At 67.0% G+C, this 17,091-nt stretch carries 18 protein-coding genes and 1 tRNA gene; 7 read left to right on the top strand and 12 right to left on the bottom strand.

The window, feature by feature from the left end:
- Positions 1-42: 42 nt before the first annotated feature.
- Both MKI84_RS13680 and MKI84_RS13675 read left to right on the top strand, forming a co-directional pair.
- Positions 43-1,485 (top strand): NAD-dependent succinate-semialdehyde dehydrogenase, encoded by a 1,443-nt coding sequence (locus tag MKI84_RS13680; protein WP_241620319.1) that lies wholly within the window; start codon positions 43-45, stop codon positions 1,483-1,485.
- 155 nt (positions 1,486-1,640) lie between these two features.
- Positions 1,641-3,407, top strand: coding sequence for a sensor domain-containing diguanylate cyclase (locus tag MKI84_RS13675; protein WP_241620318.1), 1,767 nt, complete (start codon positions 1,641-1,643; stop codon positions 3,405-3,407).
- Between the two features lie 15 nt (positions 3,408-3,422).
- Here MKI84_RS13675 and MKI84_RS13670 read toward each other — a convergent pair whose 3' ends face one another.
- Positions 3,423-3,656 (bottom strand): DUF1674 domain-containing protein, encoded by a 234-nt coding sequence (locus MKI84_RS13670; protein ID WP_241620566.1) that lies wholly within the window; start codon positions 3,654-3,656, stop codon positions 3,423-3,425.
- A gap of 182 nt (positions 3,657-3,838) precedes the next feature.
- Here MKI84_RS13670 and htpX point away from each other — a divergent pair, with 182 nt between their 5' ends.
- The 3 genes from htpX to MKI84_RS13655 all read left to right on the top strand — a co-directional run bounded on the left by htpX (position 3,839) and on the right by MKI84_RS13655 (position 5,507).
- A complete protein-coding gene (gene htpX / locus MKI84_RS13665; protein WP_281063233.1) occupies positions 3,839-4,822 on the top strand; it encodes a zinc metalloprotease HtpX in 984 nt (327 codons plus the stop codon).
- 65 nt (positions 4,823-4,887) lie between these two features.
- Positions 4,888-4,963, top strand: a tRNA-Thr gene (locus tag MKI84_RS13660).
- Positions 4,964-5,108: 145 nt separating this feature from the next.
- A complete protein-coding gene (locus MKI84_RS13655) occupies positions 5,109-5,507 on the top strand; it encodes a DUF6481 family protein (protein WP_241620316.1) in 399 nt (132 codons plus the stop codon).
- Between the two features lie 346 nt (positions 5,508-5,853).
- Here the strand turns inward: MKI84_RS13655 and MKI84_RS13650 are convergent, their stop codons facing one another.
- Entirely contained in the window at positions 5,854-6,192 is a 339-nt protein-coding gene (locus MKI84_RS13650; RefSeq protein WP_241620314.1) for a hypothetical protein, read from the bottom strand.
- A gap of 321 nt (positions 6,193-6,513) precedes the next feature.
- Between MKI84_RS13650 and MKI84_RS13645 the strand changes: the two genes are divergently transcribed.
- Together MKI84_RS13645 and MKI84_RS13640 are read left to right on the top strand one after the other, a co-directional pair.
- Positions 6,514-6,807, top strand: a complete 294-nt coding sequence (locus tag MKI84_RS13645; RefSeq protein WP_241620312.1) for a hypothetical protein — start codon at positions 6,514-6,516, stop codon at positions 6,805-6,807.
- 59 nt (positions 6,808-6,866) lie between these two features.
- On the top strand, positions 6,867-7,325 hold the full coding sequence (locus tag MKI84_RS13640; protein ID WP_241620310.1) for a hypothetical protein: 459 nt from the start codon (positions 6,867-6,869) through the stop codon (positions 7,323-7,325).
- Positions 7,326-7,343: 18 nt separating this feature from the next.
- Here the strand turns inward: MKI84_RS13640 and MKI84_RS13635 are convergent, their stop codons facing one another.
- From MKI84_RS13635 to MKI84_RS13590, 10 genes are all read right to left on the bottom strand, one after another.
- A complete protein-coding gene (locus MKI84_RS13635; protein WP_241620308.1) occupies positions 7,344-8,366 on the bottom strand; it encodes a serine hydrolase domain-containing protein in 1,023 nt (340 codons plus the stop codon).
- 69 nt (positions 8,367-8,435) lie between these two features.
- Positions 8,436-9,662 (bottom strand): TIR domain-containing protein, encoded by a 1,227-nt coding sequence (locus MKI84_RS13630; RefSeq protein ID WP_241620307.1) that lies wholly within the window; start codon positions 9,660-9,662, stop codon positions 8,436-8,438.
- 76 nt (positions 9,663-9,738) lie between these two features.
- The gene (proB, locus tag MKI84_RS13625; protein WP_241620306.1) at positions 9,739-10,911 is read right to left on the bottom strand and encodes a glutamate 5-kinase; all 1,173 of its coding nucleotides are present in this window, start codon (positions 10,909-10,911) and stop codon (positions 9,739-9,741) included.
- Between the two features lie 226 nt (positions 10,912-11,137).
- Entirely contained in the window at positions 11,138-12,172 is a 1,035-nt protein-coding gene (gene obgE, locus MKI84_RS13620) for a GTPase ObgE (protein WP_241620305.1), read from the bottom strand.
- Positions 12,173-12,281: 109 nt separating this feature from the next.
- A complete protein-coding gene (locus MKI84_RS13615) occupies positions 12,282-12,944 on the bottom strand; it encodes a GNAT family N-acetyltransferase (RefSeq protein WP_241620304.1) in 663 nt (220 codons plus the stop codon).
- A 161-nt stretch (positions 12,945-13,105) separates the two neighbouring features.
- Positions 13,106-13,375: a 50S ribosomal protein L27 gene (gene rpmA / locus MKI84_RS13610; protein WP_241620303.1), complete on the bottom strand. Its 270-nt coding sequence runs from the start codon at positions 13,373-13,375 to the stop codon at positions 13,106-13,108.
- A 28-nt stretch (positions 13,376-13,403) separates the two neighbouring features.
- Positions 13,404-13,709 carry a 50S ribosomal protein L21 gene (gene rplU / locus MKI84_RS13605; protein ID WP_241620302.1) on the bottom strand — a complete coding sequence of 102 codons (306 nt, stop codon included), beginning with the start codon at positions 13,707-13,709 and terminating at the stop codon, positions 13,404-13,406.
- A gap of 168 nt (positions 13,710-13,877) precedes the next feature.
- The gene (locus MKI84_RS13600) at positions 13,878-14,654 is read right to left on the bottom strand and encodes an SDR family NAD(P)-dependent oxidoreductase (RefSeq protein WP_241620300.1); all 777 of its coding nucleotides are present in this window, start codon (positions 14,652-14,654) and stop codon (positions 13,878-13,880) included.
- Positions 14,655-14,656: 2 nt separating this feature from the next.
- A complete protein-coding gene (locus MKI84_RS13595; protein ID WP_241620298.1) occupies positions 14,657-15,640 on the bottom strand; it encodes an NAD-dependent epimerase/dehydratase family protein in 984 nt (327 codons plus the stop codon).
- Positions 15,637-17,091: an amidohydrolase family protein gene (locus MKI84_RS13590; protein WP_241620296.1), complete on the bottom strand. Its 1,455-nt coding sequence runs from the start codon at positions 17,089-17,091 to the stop codon at positions 15,637-15,639. Before MKI84_RS13590 ends, MKI84_RS13595 begins: the two co-directional genes overlap by 4 nt.

Below are 17,091 nucleotides of genomic sequence, written 5' to 3'. Positions count from 1 at the left end.
GAGCGATCCACCCCGCCCGCATTTCGGAAAAGGTATCCGGCCATGACATGGACTGACTTCAAGCGCGACGCGAATCTCATCGGCGGCGAGTGGATCGGCGCGGATGGCGGCGGCACCATCGAGGTCACCAATCCCGCGTCTGGCGAGGTCATCGGCACCGTCCCCGATTGCGGCGAGGCCGAAACGCGGCGCGCCATCGACGCGGCGCAGAAGACGTTTGAAAGCTATTCCCGCACCACGGCCGACGAGCGCGCCAAGCTGCTGCGCCGGCTCCACACCGTCATCATGGATAATCAGCGCGCGCTGGCCGAGTTGCTGACCATCGAGCAGGGCAAGCCACTGGCGGAGTCCATGGGCGAGGTCGGCGCCAGCGCGGCCTATGTGCTGTGGTTTTCCGAGGAGGCGCGCCGGGTCTATGGCGATGTCATCCCCTCGCCCTGGCCGGAGCGGCGCATCCTCGTCACCAAGCAGCCGGTGGGCGTGATCGCGGCGGTGACGCCGTGGAACTTCCCCTCTTCCATGCTGGCCCGCAAGATCGGCCCGGCACTGGCGGCGGGCTGCACCAGCGTGGTGAAGCCCGCAACCCAGACACCCTATTCCGGTCTCGCCTGGGGCGTACTGACGGAACAGGCCGGCTTTCCGGCTGGCGCAGTGAACATCCTCACCGGCTCTGCGACCAAGATCGGCGGCGAGATGACCGCCAATCCGCTGGTGCGCAAGATCACCTTCACCGGCTCCACCCCGGTCGGCAAGATCCTGATGAAGCAGTCGGCCGACACGGTGAAGAAGGTGTCGATGGAGCTCGGCGGCAACGCGCCGTTCCTCGTCTTCGACGACGCCGATCTGGACGCCGCGGTCGCCGGCGCCATCGCCTCCAAGTACCGCAATTCCGGCCAGACCTGCGTCTGCGCCAACCGCTTCTATGTGCAGGCCGGCATCTACGACGCCTTCGTGGAGAAGTTCGCCGCCGCCTCGTCCGGCCTCAAGGTCGGCTCCGGGCTTGAGGACGGCGTTGTGCAGGGTCCGCTGATCGACGACAAGGCGGTCGCCAAGACCGAGGGCTTCGTCGCCGATGCCCGCGCCAAGGGCGGCACGGTGGTGACCGGCGGCAAGCGCCACAGCCTTGGCGGCCAGTTCTTCGAACCGACCGTGATCGCCGGTGCCACGCAGGAGATGGCGTTCGCCAAGGAGGAAATCTTCGGCCCCGTCGCGCCGGTGTTCCGGTTCGAGACCGAGGAGCAGGCCGTCGCTTACGCCAACGACACCGAATTCGGCCTCGCCTGCTATTTCTATACCCGCGACCTCGGCCGCACCTTCCGGGTGGCGGAAGCGCTGCGCTACGGGCAGGTCGGCGTGAATGCCGGCGTGATCACCACGGAAGTCGCCCCGTTCGGCGGCGTCAAGGAATCGGGCATCGGCCGTGAGGGGTCGAAATACGGCATCGATGACTATGTGGACATCAAATACGTCTGCATCGGCCTTTAGGCCGAGACGGGCACTGCGGCTCCCCGCACGCGGGCGGCGCGAATGCCACAGGTCGGGAGGAAAGCGATTCCCTTACGTAAATGGCCAAGCGGGCCAGCGCGCGCCGGCATAGTGTTTGCTCCCTGTTCGCGCCACCGGAAGGGAGTTTGGGGTTGATGCTGGGTGCCGTATTCCAGAAGCTGCGCGATCGCACCTCCATCCGCCAGCAGACCGCGCTCATGGCCGGCCTGCTGTGCGTGCTGACAGTAACCGCGGTCGCCGGCGCCGGAGCCGTTCTCGCGCGGCGGCAGGCGGTGGCCGACACCGACGCCGCGCTGGTGACGCTGGCCCGCACCATGACGGAACGGCTCGACGCGCGCATGTTCGAGCGCTATCGCGAGATCCGCAACGTGGCGAGCTTCGCCCCGTTGTCGCCGGTCTGGACCGGCGACTCGGCGGGAATCCGTAGTGTGCTCGCCCAGTTGCAGACCACGCTGCCGGAATATGCCTGGATCGGCTTCGCCACGCCGGATGGCACGGTGCGCGCGGCGACGAAGGGCATGCTGGAAGGTGTCTCGGTCGCGCAACGTCCATGGTTCACCAATGGCTTGAAGGGGCCGACCGTCGAGGACGTCCACGACGCCAAGCTGCTGGACGGACTGCTGCGCACCTCGCCCGATCAGGCACCGTTCCGTTTCGTCGATGTCGCCGTGCCGGTGAAGGACGATGCCGGCCGTGTCGTGGGCGTTCTCGGTGCCCATATGAGCTGGGGCTGGGCAGACGAGGTTCGCGCCAATGTGCTCGCCAATGACCGCTCGGTGCTGGATGCCGAACTCTGGGTCCTGTCGCGCGACGGCGAGGTGTTGATCGGCCCGGCCAACGCCCGGTCCTTCGCCGGGCAACTGCTGGTGCGCGCCGGCAGCGCCGACGGGGTTGCGCTGATCGATGATACCGGCAGCACGCCGACGCTCACCGCCGTCGTCGCCACCAAGGGACAGGGCGATTATCCCGGGCTCGGCTGGCTGGTGGTGGCGCGCAGCCCTGTCGCGACCGCTCTCGCGCCCGCCAACCGGCTGTTCGCCACCATCATCGCCGTAGGGGCCTTCGTCGCACTGTGCGGGGCGTTCCTCGCCCTGCTTCTCGCCGGCCACACCATGCGCCCGCTGGAACGGCTCAGCCGCAATGTCGACCTCATCGGCCGCGACAGCGGGGCGACCATGGTCGGCTGGCAGCACGGCTCGCAGGATGTGCTGGTGATGTCCGCCTCGATCCGCTCGCTGCTGCGCCGCCTCGGCTCGGTGATCGAGAGCGAGCGCGAGGCACGCGAGGCCGCCGCCACGCTGGAGAGCCGCGCCGCCGAGCAGATGGCCCTCGCCGAAGAACGCACGCTCCGGCTCGGCAAGGACCTGCACGAATTGCAGCAGCTCGCCGTGACCGACCCGCTCACCGGCCTCTTGAACCGGCGCGGCTTTGGCCCATTTGGCGCGGACGCGATGGGCTATTTCCGGCGCAAAGGGACCGCCGCCGCCGTGGTCATGCTGGACATCGACCATTTCAAGAAAATCAACGACACGCATGGCCACGGGGCGGGGGACGCCGTGCTGCGCAGCCTCGGCACCATCCTCGCCCGGCTGGTGCGCGAAACCGACAAGGTGTCCCGATTCGGCGGCGAGGAATTCGTGGTGCTGCTGCGCGAGACCGGCGAGGCACAGGCCCTGATCCTGGCCGAGCGCATCCGCGAGACGGTCGCGGCGACCTCGATCATGCACGATGGGCGCGAACTTAACATCACCGTCAGCGCCGGCATCGCGGCCATCATCGACGGTGACCGCGATATCGAGGACGTGGTGGAACGTGCCGACCGGGCGCTCTATTCGGCCAAGACCTCCGGGCGCAACCGCGTCGCGCTCGCGAGCGACCTCGCATCCGCGCAAGTCGCCTGAAATTTCAGCCGGCGCTCAGAAGTCGGACGCGATGCCCTTCACTTCCCAGTCGCCGTAGCGCACCGGCTCCGGCCCACCCCGGCCGTCGATCTCCTTGGGCGCAGGCGCGGGCTCGCCGGCGCGGGCGCGCCGCTCCGCCGCCTCGACCAGCGCACGCTGCGCGGCAGGGGACAACGGGCGGCCGGCTTCGGGCGCGGCGGGGGAAGAGGCTGCCGGCAACGGCGCGGCGGGAAAGATGTCCTTGCTCATGGTCGCTATTGGAAGCACCGCGCCCTTGTGCACGTCAAGCACGCCATTCGCACCGCTCCTGCGTGCCGCATATGGCCGACATCTTGCGGCCGCGAGGCCGATTTACCACTTATCGGGTGTAGCCTCGCGCTGCGGAAGGCCTTGTGAGCCATTCCGGCGCGCGACGGTTCGAGAGGAGACCGATGAACTATTTTCGCACCGCCATCCTGCTGGCCGGCATGACCGCCCTGTTCATGGGCGTCGGCTTCATGATCGGCGGACAGGGCGGCATGATGATCGCCCTTCTGTTCGCCGCCGGCATGAACATCTTCAGCTACTGGAATTCCGACCGCATGGTTCTCTCCATGTATGGCGCGCGGCAGGTCGACCGCGCCAGCGCCCCGGAATTCTACGGCATGATCGAGGAGCTGTCCGCCCGCGCGAGCCTGCCCATGCCGCGCGTCTTCATCATGGACAACCCGCAGCCCAACGCCTTCGCCACCGGGCGCAACCCGCAGAACGCGGCGGTCGCCGCCACGACGGGCCTGCTCAACTCGCTCTCGCGCGAGGAAGTGGCCGGCGTGATGGCGCATGAGCTCGCCCATGTGAAGAATTACGACACGCTGACCATGACCATCACCGCGACGCTGGCCGGCGCGATCTCGATGCTGGCGAACTTCGCCATGTTCTTCGGCGGCAACCGCAACAATAACAGCCCGTTCGGCGCCATCGGCACGATCGCGATGATGATCCTCGCCCCGCTCGCCGCCATGGTGGTGCAGATGGCAGTCTCGCGCTCGCGCGAATATGAGGCCGACAAGCTCGGCGCGGAAATCTGCGGCCAGCCGCTCTGGCTTGCCTCGGCGCTCGCCAAGATTTCCAATGCCGCGCACCGCGTGCCGAACATGGCCGCGGAGCACAATCCGGCGACCGCGCACATGTTCATCATCAACCCGCTCTCCGGCGAGCGCATGGACAATTTGTTCTCGACCCACCCCAACACCGAGAACCGCATCGCGGCACTGCAGTCCCTGGCCCAGCAGATGGGAGGGACCGGCGGCCCGATGGCATCGGTCCACCCGACCTCGGCAACCGGCCGCCGCCGTGCGGGCGACCCGTGGGGACGCGGTCCGTCGACGCCTTCCGAGCCGGGTCCGTCGGCCGGTAAACGCGGTCCATGGGGGTGATCGCAACAGGCTTCGCGCGCGGCGCTTGAAATCGTGGGGCTTCGCGGCTATCAGAAGCCCCGCGTGCCGCGGTAGCTCAGATGGTAGAGCAACGCATTCGTAATGCGTGGGTCGGGGGTTCGATTCCCTTCCGCGGCACCATTCCTGTTCTTCGGTACCATGGACATCACATCCGCCTGTCGAAGCCGAGACGATCGTCCGGATGTGAAACCCCGCCCTCGAAAGAATGGCGGCTGGAGTCGAGCCGAAGGTTGAGTTCACCCGCTTCAAACGATAAACACCACGAATGAAGAATCCCGATAGTTTCGCCGAGCGCCAAAAGGCCGTTCAGACTTCCAAGACCCGCCTCCTCGAACGATTCAAGGCGCGTCCAGCCGCCGACGATCCGGCAATGGTCGCTAAGGCCGCCGAGCGTCGCGCCGTGGAAGAGGCCCGCGAGGCACGCCGCGCCGCACGCGAGGAAGCCGAACGGGCCCGTCGCGAGGAGATCGAGGCCGAAGCTCGTGCCCGCGAGGCCGCCGAACAGGCCGCTCGCGATGCCGCGCAGGCCGCCTTCGAAGCCGAGGCCGGCGCGCGCCGCGAGGCCGAACTCGCCCAGGCTCGCCGCGTGATCGAAGACGAGGTCGCCCGCAAGGCGCTGCGCGACAAGCGTTATGCCGAGCGCAAGGCGCGCGTGCGACGCTGATCTCCGGACAGGCCGTTTCCGCGCGGATGGCGTTTTGACGCCGGCCGCGCGGCTAAGCCGTGCGCTCAGCCGCGCACCGCGCGACAGTTCGTCCGCTTAGCGGCGGTCGGCGCGGCTCTGACGCTCAGCATCCGCTCGCGCGCGACGCTGATCCTCACGCACCGGGCCGGCCCCAAAGGTGACGAGGGCCGCCACTGCAAGAAAAAGCCTGTTCATAGCCTGTCTCCATCCTCGTTGAGGTCGCGCCGCAAGGGCGCCGTTTGATGGAGACAAGCTAGAACATGCCACGATGCATAGCACGAAGCCTTATCGCGCCCTAATCATTGCGTATCTGCAATAATTACAGTCAGCGCCACTCATACCAGCAGCGGCGGATGCGGCGTCCCCAGCGATCGCGCACATTGCGGCACACGCGCACCCGGCGACGGCGGCGACGCGGGGGCGGCCCCCAATAGCGCGGCGGCGGGCCGCGGCGGGGCGGCGGCGGGCCCCACTGGGTCGCCTCGATCCCGGTTCCGTCCGGCGTCATGCCGACGAGATCACCCTCGTCCGGCAGGCCTTCCGGCGGCACGGCGTTCTTGAGCTGGTCGAGCATCGTCGCCTGGGCCGGCGACAGTGCCATGCCCGCGGTTGCTCCGGCGCCCAACAGGCCGGCGATGCCTAGCAGGAAACTGCGTCTATCCACGTCTACCTCCCACAGGGGTTGAACCGCCGCCGATTCGCTTCCGGCCTCCTCGGACGACCGGGCGATAACGCGGGCAGCGGCTCGCTGGTTCGCCGACCACACGCATCGTCCGATGAAATCGGGTCGAAGATAGGGCGGAGCTGCGCGCCGTGGCGAGAGATATTTTGCGATATTTCAATGGCTTGACGTTCCGTCCCGTGCTTTTTGCACAGGGTCGCGCGCGCGCCTCCATCCAGCGTCTTGTCCGGGCTCACGGCCTGCGCAATAGTTGACTTCCGCAAGGGTCCGGCGGTTCACGGCCGGGCCATGAACGAGGTTCACATGAGCAAGGCACTTCCGGCATTGAAGGCCGGCATCGTGCTGGCGGCGCTGGGCTCGGCGATGATCGCGCCCATGCCTGCGCAGGCGCACAACAGCACCGGCGCGCTGATCGGCGGTCTGATCGGCGGCGCCATCATTGGCTCGGCGGTCACCGCCGCCACCCGGCCGCCACCGCCGCGCTATTACTATCCGCCGCCGCCGCCCCCGGCCTATTACGCGCCGCCGGCCCCGGCCTACGGCCCCGGCTATTGCGGCGCCCCGCCCTATCCGCCCTGCCGTACCCCGGTTTACTGAACGGTGGCGGCCGCCGTGCCGCCGCCACCCCTCCTGTCGGTTCCGCGAAGGTGCTTCCGATGCTGAAGATCGCCACTGCCGCCCTGTTCCTGCTCGCGGGGGGCGCCAGCGCCTTTGCGCAGGCACCCGCGCCGGAAGCCCCGCCCAAGGAAGCCATGAAGGAGGCCGAGGTCTCGCCGCTGCCGATCTCCACGGACTGCACCTTCACCAAGGTGTTCGTCTGCGACAAGGACAAGGGCTGCAACCCGGCCAAGGAGCTGGGCGAAATCGACCTGCCGGCGCATTTCCTCGTGCATTTCGGCGAGCGCGTGCTGGTCAGCGTCGACGATAATGGCGTGCCGCATCTGTCGACCATCTACTCCGTCTCCGGCGCGGGCCCGCAGCTGACCCTCCAGGGCACGGACGGTCTTGTGGGCTGGATCATGCAGATGTCGCGCGCGGACAATGACGCCACTCTCACCACCGTGGTCGACGACACCATCGTCACCGCCTTCGGCACCTGCAAGCCGAGCCACTGAACGGGCGACCCCGCCCAATTACCCGGCCGCCGACACGATCTCGGCGGCCAGCGCGTGCAGGTCGTCGCGATGGCCGGTGCGGCCCGACGGCGTGTCGGCGTCCGAGGTCATGACGATCGACAGGCCGCGCGCGGGCACGACATAGAGCATCTGCCCGCCATAGCCCCAGCCATAATGCACCGCCTGCCCCGCCAATTCGCGGGTGAACCAGCCATAGCCATAACCATCGCCGGTAAAGCGCGAGGCGGTGCGCACGCGCCAGCATTCCGCGATCCAGCTTTCCGGGATCACCTGCTGCCCCGCTCTGTTGCGCCCGCCATTGCGGCAGCACTCGGCGAAGGCGAGCAGCGATGACGGGCGCATCGCCATCTGGTTGCCGCCGAAATAGATGCCCTGCGGGTCGCGCTCCCAGCTCGTGATGGAAAACCCTTCGATTCCGCCCAGCCAGTCGCGCGCCAGAGCGAGCGTCGAGCGCCCGGTCGTGCGGGTGAGGATGGCCGATATGAGATGCGTCGAGCCGGTGGAATAGAGCATCTCGCCGCCCGGCTCATCGACGAAGGGCCGCGCCAGCGCCGCCCGCACCCAGTTGCGCGAGGCGATCCAGCGCCCGTAATAGGCCCCGGAGGTGCGCTCCAGCCCGGCCTGCATCGAGAGCAGATTGCCGAGCGTGATCTCATTGAGGCGCGGGTCCGGGTCGGCCGGCAGGTCGGCCCTCAGCAGCGGGACGATTTTCTGGTCCGGCCCTTCCAGCACGCCCTTCCCGATCGCGATCCCCGCCAGCATAGCGATGATGCTTTTTGAGGCCGACTTGATATTCGACGCGCCCTCAAGGCTCAGCCCGCGATAGGCCCGCGCGGCGATGCGGGTGCCGTCCTTCGAGACGAGGATCGTGCGCAGGGGAGAGAGGGAGGCGGCGCGGTCGAGGATGGGGGTGAGCGGAGCGGCGTCAGGCGACGCGGGCTCAGGCGGCGAGCCCTGCCCGACGGCAAGGCGTGGCGTGAGCAGCAGGAGCGGCGCGGCCAGCAGAGAACGGCGTTTCATGCCGCGAATGTATGTCTCCCAATCGACTCAGCGAAATTACCGCTATACAGGCCGGGAATCACAATCTGGTTAGTCTAGTTCATTGCCTCCTGGAAGTTCATAATTCTTGATATCCCTCATGGCCTCCAGCAGCTTTATAGTTGCGGTCGCATCGAGCGTGCTCCCCTGATACCGCACCTCATAAAGACCTTGAAGATTCGACGGAAGTTTAACTCCATCTTTGACAAGCAAAATGAATCTCTTCCCATAAAATGCCATCGCAGCACCGATCTCTATAAGGACATTTGGATTCAAAATTACATTTTCAACCCCATCAACATCGGTGACTACCTTCTCAGCATCAACATGGATGATCGCCGCGCCGCAACGACGCATGTCATCCATGAATTTGTCCGGAACAGGCTTAGAGACTGATTGCCTTTCGACAGATACAACGGGTTCAAGCTCGCCGTATTCCAGCAGTTTCTTAATCGGCTCAACTAAGCCTCGGTCCTTTCCGTGCGTGATAAAAACACGCCGACGCCGTTGATCATCGGCGAAGGCAGCAGCCATCGCCGTTCCACGAGTTTGAACAGACAAGGGCGGCAAAATGGTACGCTCAACGGGAGAAACAATCGCCTCCGCCCCGGGATCATCTAGCAAATCATCCGTGGAATTCACGATCGCTTCTGTAGAAATACCGCCAATTCTACCGTTCAATCTTACGTAAAATTTTCCTTTTATTTCCTCAATATAGCCGACCGATCTAGCGCTATCATTAATGCGCCCAAAAACTTCTTCGGCTTTATCACGAGGAACGCCCATTCCTTCAAGTACATTCAACGCAATATCATGCCGAGGAAACTGATTACCATCATAGGTTTTCAAGAATTCGCCAAATATCCTAGGACGGAGCACGCACTCTCTTTTCGCTTCGACATCCTCGCCCTCCGCACGGGGACGTATGATCCGGCGAGCTGTTTCTGAGACGCTAATAGCTGTAGCTTGAGCACCACCTTCAATGAGACCGAAGGCGATTGCTGCTCCTGAAAGAACACGGAGCTGAGATCCTTTCGGATCAACTCGCAGAGCTTTTGCTACGTCGAACGGTGACGTTGGCTTCCCTGCATAGTGCTCAAATATCGCCTCGGGAATCCTTAGCGCTTCGTCGAGTGAGGCGCTAGGCACGTCCGATTGTCGAAGATACCCGCGCTTAGAACCGGCGGGCGCTGGCTCTACCACTGGCTGAGCTTTACTTGCAGTTTGAGCTGGGGATGCCTCTTCGGCGTTAGCGGACTTCGATTTTACCCTAGCCATCTTTTCACCCGAGAATCGTACCTCCCGGATGCTAGCGGATCGAACCGCTCCAACTCAACCCAAGGTTTTTGTTCTTTCACCCACCCGCGAGCACCAGATCATCCCGGTGCACCATCGCCGCACGCCCCTCGAAGCCGGTAATCGTCGCGATCTCGTCGGATGAGCGGCCGCGGATGCGCTCCGCGTAGTCGTGGTCATAGGCCACCAGCCCTCGGCCGATTTCCGCGCCGTCCGGCCCGCGCAGCAGCACGGCGTCGCCGCGGGTGAATTCGCCTTCCACCTTTTTCACCCCCGCCGGCAGCAGGGACGAGCCGCGGCGCAGGGCGGCGACCGCGCCGGCGTCGAGGTGGAGCACGCCGCGCGGCTCCAGCGAGCCGGCGATCCAGCGCTTGCGCGAGGCGACGGGGTTGGCCGGGGCGAGGAACCAGGTGCAGCGCGCGCCGTCCTGAATGGCGCGCAGCGGGTTCTTCACCTTGCCGGAGGCGATCACCATATGCGCGCCCGCCGTGGTGGCGATCTTGCCGGCCTCGATCTTGGTCTTCATGCCCCCGCGCGAGAGCTCGGTGCCCGCCCCGCCGGCCATGGCCTCGATCTCGGCTGAGATGCGAGGCACCACGGGCAGGAACTGCGCGTCCGGGTTGTCGTTGGGCGGGGCGGTGTAGAGCCCGTCAATGTCGGAGAGCAGCACCAGCAGGTCCGCGCTCGCCATGCCGGCGACGCGGGCGGCGAGCCGGTCATTGTCGCCATAGCGGATTTCCGAGGTCGCCACCGTGTCGTTCTCGTTGATGACCGGAACCACCTTCAGCTCCAGCAGCTTGGCGAGCGTCGAGCGGGCGTTGAGGTAGCGCCGGCGCTCCTCGGTGTCGCCGAGCGTGATCAGGATCTGCCCGGCCGCCACGCCCTCATGCGCCAGCGCCTCGGACCAGGCACGGGCCAGCGCGATCTGCCCGACGGCGGCGGCGGCCTGGCTTTCCTCCAGTTTCAGCGGGCGACGCGGCAGCTTGAGCACATTGCGCCCCAGCGCGATGGCGCCGGAGGATACCACCAGCACCTCCTTGCCCTCGCGGGTGAGCTGGGCGACATCCTCGGCCAGCGCGGCGAGCCACGCATGGCGCAACGCCCCGCGCGCGCTATCGACCAGAAGCGCCGAGCCGACCTTCACCACGATGCGGCGAAAGGCGGAAAGCGAGGGCACGGCGCCCCCCTCGGAAGCGGCGGAGGCGGCGGCGGGCTTGGCAGGACGGTTCATGGACGAGCGCTTCTTGGAATTCGGGGCGGCATCGGGGTGAGAATGCCGGCTTCATACGCCGTTTTGCACGGGAAGGCGCGCGTTTTCCAACGGCATCCGCCGCATCTTGCCGGTGCGCGCCCACCGGCCGGGAATGGCGCCTGACTACCCGGGGGACGGCAAGGACCGGGCGAGCACCCCCGCCCCGACAGCTCCGCCTCAGCGGGTTCACATCAGGGGCGCTACCTCAGGGATGCCAGGTTTCCTGAACGTCCTTCGCCGCTTCTTCCTGCCGGCCCTCGTCGATGACATGGGCCAGCGCGCGCAGCGCCTGCGTCACGCCCTCGCCGGACTGGGCGGAGAGCGCCAGCGGCTTCTTCTTCGCCGCACGCTGCAGCCGGGCAAGCTGGTCCTTCAGCGTCTGCGGGTCGAGCGCGTCGGTCTTGGAGAGCGCGACGATCTCCGGCTTGTCGGCCAGCCCGCCGCCATAGGCCTCCAGCTCCTTGCGAACGGTCTTGTAGGTCTTGCCGGCATGTTCGCTGGTGCCATCGACCAGATGCAGCAGCACGCGGCAGCGCTCGACATGGGCGAGGAAGCGGTCACCCAGACCGATGCCCTCATGCGCGCCCTCGATCAGGCCGGGAATGTCGGCGAGCACGAATTCGCGGCCATCCGAGCGCACGACGCCAAGGCCGGGATGCAGCGTGGTGAATGGATAGTCCGCCACCTTGGGTTTGGCCGCCGTGGTGGCGGCGAGAAAGGTGGACTTGCCGGCATTGGGCAGACCGACCAGACCGGCATCGGCGATCAGCTTCAGCCGCAGCAGGATCCAGCGCTCCTCGCCTTCAAGGCCCGGATTGGCGCGACGCGGAGCCTGATTGGTCGAGGTCTTGAACTGAGCATTGCCGAAGCCGCCATTGCCGCCCTTGAGCAGGCGAATCTTCTGGCCGACCTCGGTGAGGTCGGCGAGCACGGTCTCGCCATCCTCGTCCAGCACCTCGGTGCCGGCGGGCACGCGCAGGGTCACGTCGTCGCCCTTGGCGCCGGCGCGGTTGGAGCCCATGCCGTAGCCGCCCTTCTTGGCCTTGAAGTGCTGCTGGAAACGATAGTCGATCAGCGTGTTGAGCCCGTCGACGCACTCGATCCACACATCGCCGCCGCGCCCGCCATCGCCGCCATCCGGGCCGCCGAACTCGATGAATTTCTCGCGGCGAAACGACAGACAGCCCGCACCGCCGTCGCCGGAGCGGACATAGATCTTGGCCTGATCGAGAAATTTCATGGACGTTGCGCTCGTTCAAAGAAGGCCCGCCGAAGCGATGGCCTGTCAGAATAACAAATCCGGCGGCGGGAATCGCGTCGTCCCCGCCGCCGGAATGATCAGCCCGCCCTCAATGAGCGAGTTCGTGGCGCGTCGGCCGCGCGGTCTCGCCCCAGGCACGAAGCGAAGTCCACAGCCGCCGCTCCAGGCGGAAACGGTCCACGGGAACCGAGGCACCCATGGCGCGGACGCGGGTCAGCCCGACGCCGGTCCACTGAAAGCCGCACTTTTCGAGCACCCGGCGCGAGGCCGGATTGACGACGCGCGCGGAGGCGACCAGCGCGTCGAGCTTGCGATCGCCGAAGGCATGGTCGATCAGCGCCCGCGCCGCCTCGGTAGCGATGCCCCGGTCCCAATAGGGCTCGCCCAGCCAGTAGCCGATCTCCGGCACCGTCTCGTCGCGGCGGTTGAAGCCGCACATGCCGACCGGGATCGGCGGGCCGAGCCGGTTCGGCGCTTCGCCCAGCAACGAGGCATCGTTCTTGAGGAAGATGGCGAGGGTCGCGGCGTCGGGGCCACCGGGCAGATTGGCGATGAAGGCCGCGGCATCGGCCATGCCGTAGGGATGAGGGATGTTCGCCGTCATCTCCGCCACCTTGCGGTTGTCGGCGAGCTCGGCGATCCAAGCCATGTCCTCGAGGCGCGGCGCGCGCAGGATGAGGCGCCCGGTTTCGAGGACGAGGGTACTGCTCTCCGCAAGCAGCGACGCGGTGGTCGCTTCGACGATGGTCATGACGGTCTCCTGTGCCTTGGAACCCGAGGGGGCTGGAACGCGAAAAGGGGAGGCGGTTTTCTCGCCTCCCCTTCGGGCACTGGAGCGTCCAAATCGGCGCTTTTTCCAGAAATCCTACCGGTCGGGCGAGACCAGTGGGATTTCAAGGAATCTCACCGGCTTTATTCGGCGGCCTCGGCGGCCGGAATCACGGATACGTAGGTGCGGGAATTGGCTTTGGTTCGGAACTCGACGCGACCCTCGGTCAGGGCAAAAAGGGTGTGATCCTTGCCCATGCCGACATTGGTGCCGGGATGCCAGGTGGTACCGCGCTGACGAACGATGATGTTGCCGGCGATCACAGCCTGGCTGCCGAACTTCTTCACGCCGAGACGGCGGCCAGCCGAGTCGCGGCCGTTGCGGGAGGAACCGCCTGCTTTCTTATGAGCCATGATGTACTCCTAATCCTGCTTGGCGGTCTCAGGCGCCGGTAATCGAGGTGATGCGGACGACGGTGAAGTCCTGCCGGTGGCCGCGCTTGCGGCGCGAATTCTGACGGCGGCGCTTCTTGAAGGCAATGACCTTGTCGCCGCGAGTCTGCTTGACCACCTCGGCGGACACGGAAGCGCCTTCAACGTCGGCGCCGGCCTTCGGGCTGTCGCCACCCAGCATCAGAACCGGGAAGGAAACGGTGGCACCATCCTCGGCATCGATCTTGCCGACGGTGATGACCTGATCGGCGGCAACGCGATACTGCTTGCCACCCGTCTTGATGACCGCGAACATGTTATGTCCTTTCGTTCGAGCCCGACCTCCTCGCCTTGCAACGCGGGGTCGGCTTCTTTCGGTCGGTTGCGGGACGCGTAGCGTGGACGTTCGCCCACTTCTACGCAAGGTCGGGCTCTTAGCCGCCGATGCGCGACCTGTCAAGGAAAACGCCGCGTCCCGGCACGCTCACGCCGCCATCCAGCCGCCATCCACGAACAGATTGTGCCCGGTGAGATAGGTCGCCTCGTCGCTGGCGAGGAACAGCGCGGCATTGGCCACGTCCTGCGGCGTGCCAAGACGCGGCCACGGCGTGCGGGCGTGGGAATAGTCGATCCATTTCGGGTCGACCGCGCGGCCGGGCTTGCCGGTGAGTATCTTGCCCGGCGCCACGGCGTTGGAGACGATGAAATCCTTGGCGTAGTCGGCCGCGATCTGGCGCGTCATATAGGCGATGCCGGCCTTGCTGACGCCATAGGCGAAGTCCTCCGGCGCGCTGATATGGCCGTGCTGCGAGGAGATGTGCACCAGCCGCCCGCGCACCTCGCCGACAATTTCCTGCGTCAGCATCTGACGCACGGCGGCCCGGGCGCACAGATAGGCGCCCTTCAGGCTGACATCCATCACATAATCCCAGTCGTTTTCTTCGGTCTCCACCAGCGGCTTGCCGGCGTGCACCGCCGCATTGTTCACGAGAACATCGAGCCGACCAAAGCGTGCGACCGTTGCGGCGACCAGCGCAACGACGTCGGCGGCCTTGGATATGTCCGTCTGGTGGAACACCGCGATGCCGCCCTCCTCCGCCACGACTTCGCAGACCGGCGGCCCGCCCTCGATGACCTCGGTGGTGATGTCGGCGACCACCACCCGCGCACCCTCGCGCGCGAAGGTACGTACGATGGCGCGGCCAATGCCGGACGAGCCGCCGGTAACGATGGCCACCCGGCCGGCGAGACGCTGGGTCATGATCAAGGCTCCAGAGGGGGATTGCGGGGAACGAAACGGTCAAGCCAGGCAAGATAATCCCGCGCCGCTTCGTCGAGCGGGAGCGCGCGGGCCGGCGACAGCGCGTCGATGCGGGTATTGTCCAGCGCCGGGCGGTCGGTGGCGTAGCCATAGCGGATGGTGGGTGCGGCGGCGTCGAGGCGCCACCGGAAGCCGGGATGGTGCGCTTCCAGCGCCGCGCACCACTCGGCAAGCGTGGTGACGCTGCCGCCGCCGAGATTGACCGGCCCCGCGCCGGGCGGGGGCGCTTCCAGCACATCGGCTATGCGCCGTCCGGCCTCGCGGGAATAAAGCCAGTCCGCCGGGACGGCGCGCGGCAGCACGCAGGAAGCACCCTGCCGCGCCGCCTTCGTGATCTGGTGATGGGGGCTGAGCACGGCGCGCACGCCGCTCTCATGCTCCCATGGCCCGAATACCGGGCCGAGGCGGATCACCCGCAGGTCCATGCCGTCCAGTGCGGCGAGGCGGGTAAGTGCCTGTTCCGCCGCGTATTTGCTCACCCCGTAGAGCGTTTCGGGGCGGGGTACGCTTTCGGCCTCGTCATAACGGCCGAAAGCGTTGGTCTGCGCCGCGCCATAAGCCGAAATCGAGGAGAGAAACAGCAGGCGGCCGGCACCGCAATCCCGTGCGGCGGCCATCAGCCGGCAGGCGCCAGCGATATTGACCTCCATGATGATCTCCGGCGCCGCGCGCTCCAGCGCCACATCCGGCGTGATCGCGGCGGCATGCACGACATGGGCGATCGGATGATCTTCGAACAGCCGGCGCAGGGCGGCGCCGTCCGTTATGTCGCCCGGCACGAAAACCAGGCGCTGCAACCATTCCGCGCCGGAAAAGGCCGGCGGGCGGCGGTCAAAACCGATCACGGTGCGGCCGCGCGCGACCAGCGCCTCGCACACCGCCGCGCCGATGAAGCCGGAGCATCCGGTGACCAGAACCGCGCTCATGATCCGTGCCCGTAATGACGGCGCAGCGCCTGCGCGATCTCTTCGGCGGCGCGGCGGGCGGGCGCGCCGATGTCGCGCGCGGCGAAGGCCGCCGAAGCGGCCAGATCGGCGGCGCCGCGGCGGATATCGGCGGCGGCGGGGCCGCGCCGGTAGCGCTCCTCGCCCTCCACCATCGTCATCACGACATCAGCCCCGCAGGCCCGCGCCATCACCGCCTCGACGAGGCCGGTATCGGTATCGAGGTAGGCGCCGCGAAGCCGCGACAGATCGAGCGCGACAAGATCGGCCCGCAGGCCCGGGCGCAGGCTGCCGATATCGTCGCGGAAACACGCGCGCGCTCCCGCTTGGGTGCCCATGGCCAGCGTCGCGGCGGGATCGGCCCCGGCAGCGCGCGCGAGCAGATCGCCGAGCCGCAACTCGCTCAGATAGTCCTCATCATCCTGCAGCGCGCAATTATCGGTACCGAGCGCCACGGTAAGCCCGGCCTCGCGCCAGTGGGCCATGGCTGGAGCGCCATTGCCGAGCCGCAGATTGGAGCCGGGATTGGCGACGATGACGAGGCCGAGGCGCAGGGCCTGCGCGATGTCGCGGGCGGTGCCGCGCGTGAAATGCGCGGCGCTGACCCTTGCCGCGAACACGCCGAGCGCTTCCAGCCGGGCGAGCACGCCTTCGGGATAGAGCGCGCCGGCACAGCGGGCCTGTGCCGGCGATTCGAGCAGATGGAAATGCAGCCCGAGCCCGCGCGCGGCGGCATCCTTCGCCAGCGCGGCCCATGCCGCGTCGCTGACCCATTGCGGGCCGGCCGGGCCATAGGCCAGCGTGATGGTAGGATGGCCGGCATAGTCGGCACAGAGCCGGTCCATCAGATCGAGCGTGGCGTCGAGCGGAAGGTAGGCCGGCCGCGCGGCGTCAAGCAGCGCCCGCGCCTGCGCGCTCAGCCCGGCGCGGAAGGCGTCCTCGTCGGCATCGGGATAGACCAGCCCGCCGCGATCGGCATAGCCGACGCAGACGGTGGCGTGCAGCCCGGTCTCCTCATAGGCGCGCAGCGAGGCGCGCAGCTCGGCCTCATAGTCGCCGGAGGCGTAGCTGTAATTGGCGTGGAGCGTCGCGGTGACGCCGTTCGCCAGCATTTCCAGCGCCGCGAGTTTTGTGAGCGCGTAAGGATCGGGCGCGCCGCGCCCCCGCCGCCGCGCGATCCACGGCTCCAGCGCATCGTCGGGATAGCCGAGCTGGATCTGGCTCAGTCCCCGCCCATGCTGGTGCGCATTGACGAAGCCGGGCAGCAGCAGCGCGCGCTCGAAGCGCTCGCGCGGGGCCTGCGGAAACTGCCGCGCGAGGTCGGCGGCGGGGCCGATGGCAAGCACCCGCCCCTCCCCGACCGCGACGGCCCCCTCGGGGATCACCGACGCGCCGGCGTCGGCCAGCAGCGCCTCCGCCTCCAGAATGCGCAT

It is taken from the genome of Ancylobacter gelatini, assembly GCF_022601675.1.
In the GTDB taxonomy this organism is placed as follows: Bacteria; Pseudomonadota; Alphaproteobacteria; order Rhizobiales; family Xanthobacteraceae; genus Ancylobacter; species Ancylobacter gelatini.
This window is presented reverse-complemented; position numbering and strand designations above follow the sequence as displayed.

What these genes read in the sequence shown, in the direction of transcription:
- MKI84_RS13590 (WP_241620296.1), bottom strand. Translation starts at nt 17,091, where the DNA reads ATGCGCATTCTGGAGGCGGAGGCGCTGCTGGCCGACGCCGGCGCGTCG.
- MKI84_RS13680 (WP_241620319.1), top strand. Translation starts at nt 43, where the DNA reads ATGACATGGACTGACTTCAAGCGCGACGCGAATCTCATCGGCGGCGAG.
- MKI84_RS13645 (WP_241620312.1), top strand. Translation starts at nt 6,514, where the DNA reads ATGAGCAAGGCACTTCCGGCATTGAAGGCCGGCATCGTGCTGGCGGCG.
- MKI84_RS13635 (WP_241620308.1), bottom strand. Translation starts at nt 8,366, where the DNA reads ATGAAACGCCGTTCTCTGCTGGCCGCGCCGCTCCTGCTGCTCACGCCA.
- MKI84_RS13595 (WP_241620298.1), bottom strand. Translation starts at nt 15,640, where the DNA reads ATGAGCGCGGTTCTGGTCACCGGATGCTCCGGCTTCATCGGCGCGGCG.
- obgE (WP_241620305.1), bottom strand. Translation starts at nt 12,172, where the DNA reads ATGAAATTTCTCGATCAGGCCAAGATCTATGTCCGCTCCGGCGACGGC.
- proB (WP_241620306.1), bottom strand. Translation starts at nt 10,911, where the DNA reads ATGAACCGTCCTGCCAAGCCCGCCGCCGCCTCCGCCGCTTCCGAGGGG.
- MKI84_RS13655 (WP_241620316.1), top strand. Translation starts at nt 5,109, where the DNA reads ATGAAGAATCCCGATAGTTTCGCCGAGCGCCAAAAGGCCGTTCAGACT.
- rpmA (WP_241620303.1), bottom strand. Translation starts at nt 13,375, where the DNA reads ATGGCTCATAAGAAAGCAGGCGGTTCCTCCCGCAACGGCCGCGACTCG.
- MKI84_RS13675 (WP_241620318.1), top strand. Translation starts at nt 1,641, where the DNA reads ATGCTGGGTGCCGTATTCCAGAAGCTGCGCGATCGCACCTCCATCCGC.
- MKI84_RS13600 (WP_241620300.1), bottom strand. Translation starts at nt 14,654, where the DNA reads ATGACCCAGCGTCTCGCCGGCCGGGTGGCCATCGTTACCGGCGGCTCG.
- rplU (WP_241620302.1), bottom strand. Translation starts at nt 13,709, where the DNA reads ATGTTCGCGGTCATCAAGACGGGTGGCAAGCAGTATCGCGTTGCCGCC.
- htpX (WP_281063233.1), top strand. Translation starts at nt 3,839, where the DNA reads ATGAACTATTTTCGCACCGCCATCCTGCTGGCCGGCATGACCGCCCTG.
- MKI84_RS13615 (WP_241620304.1), bottom strand. Translation starts at nt 12,944, where the DNA reads ATGACCATCGTCGAAGCGACCACCGCGTCGCTGCTTGCGGAGAGCAGT.
- MKI84_RS13640 (WP_241620310.1), top strand. Translation starts at nt 6,867, where the DNA reads ATGCTGAAGATCGCCACTGCCGCCCTGTTCCTGCTCGCGGGGGGCGCC.
- MKI84_RS13630 (WP_241620307.1), bottom strand. Translation starts at nt 9,662, where the DNA reads ATGGCTAGGGTAAAATCGAAGTCCGCTAACGCCGAAGAGGCATCCCCA.
- MKI84_RS13670 (WP_241620566.1), bottom strand. Translation starts at nt 3,656, where the DNA reads ATGAGCAAGGACATCTTTCCCGCCGCGCCGTTGCCGGCAGCCTCTTCC.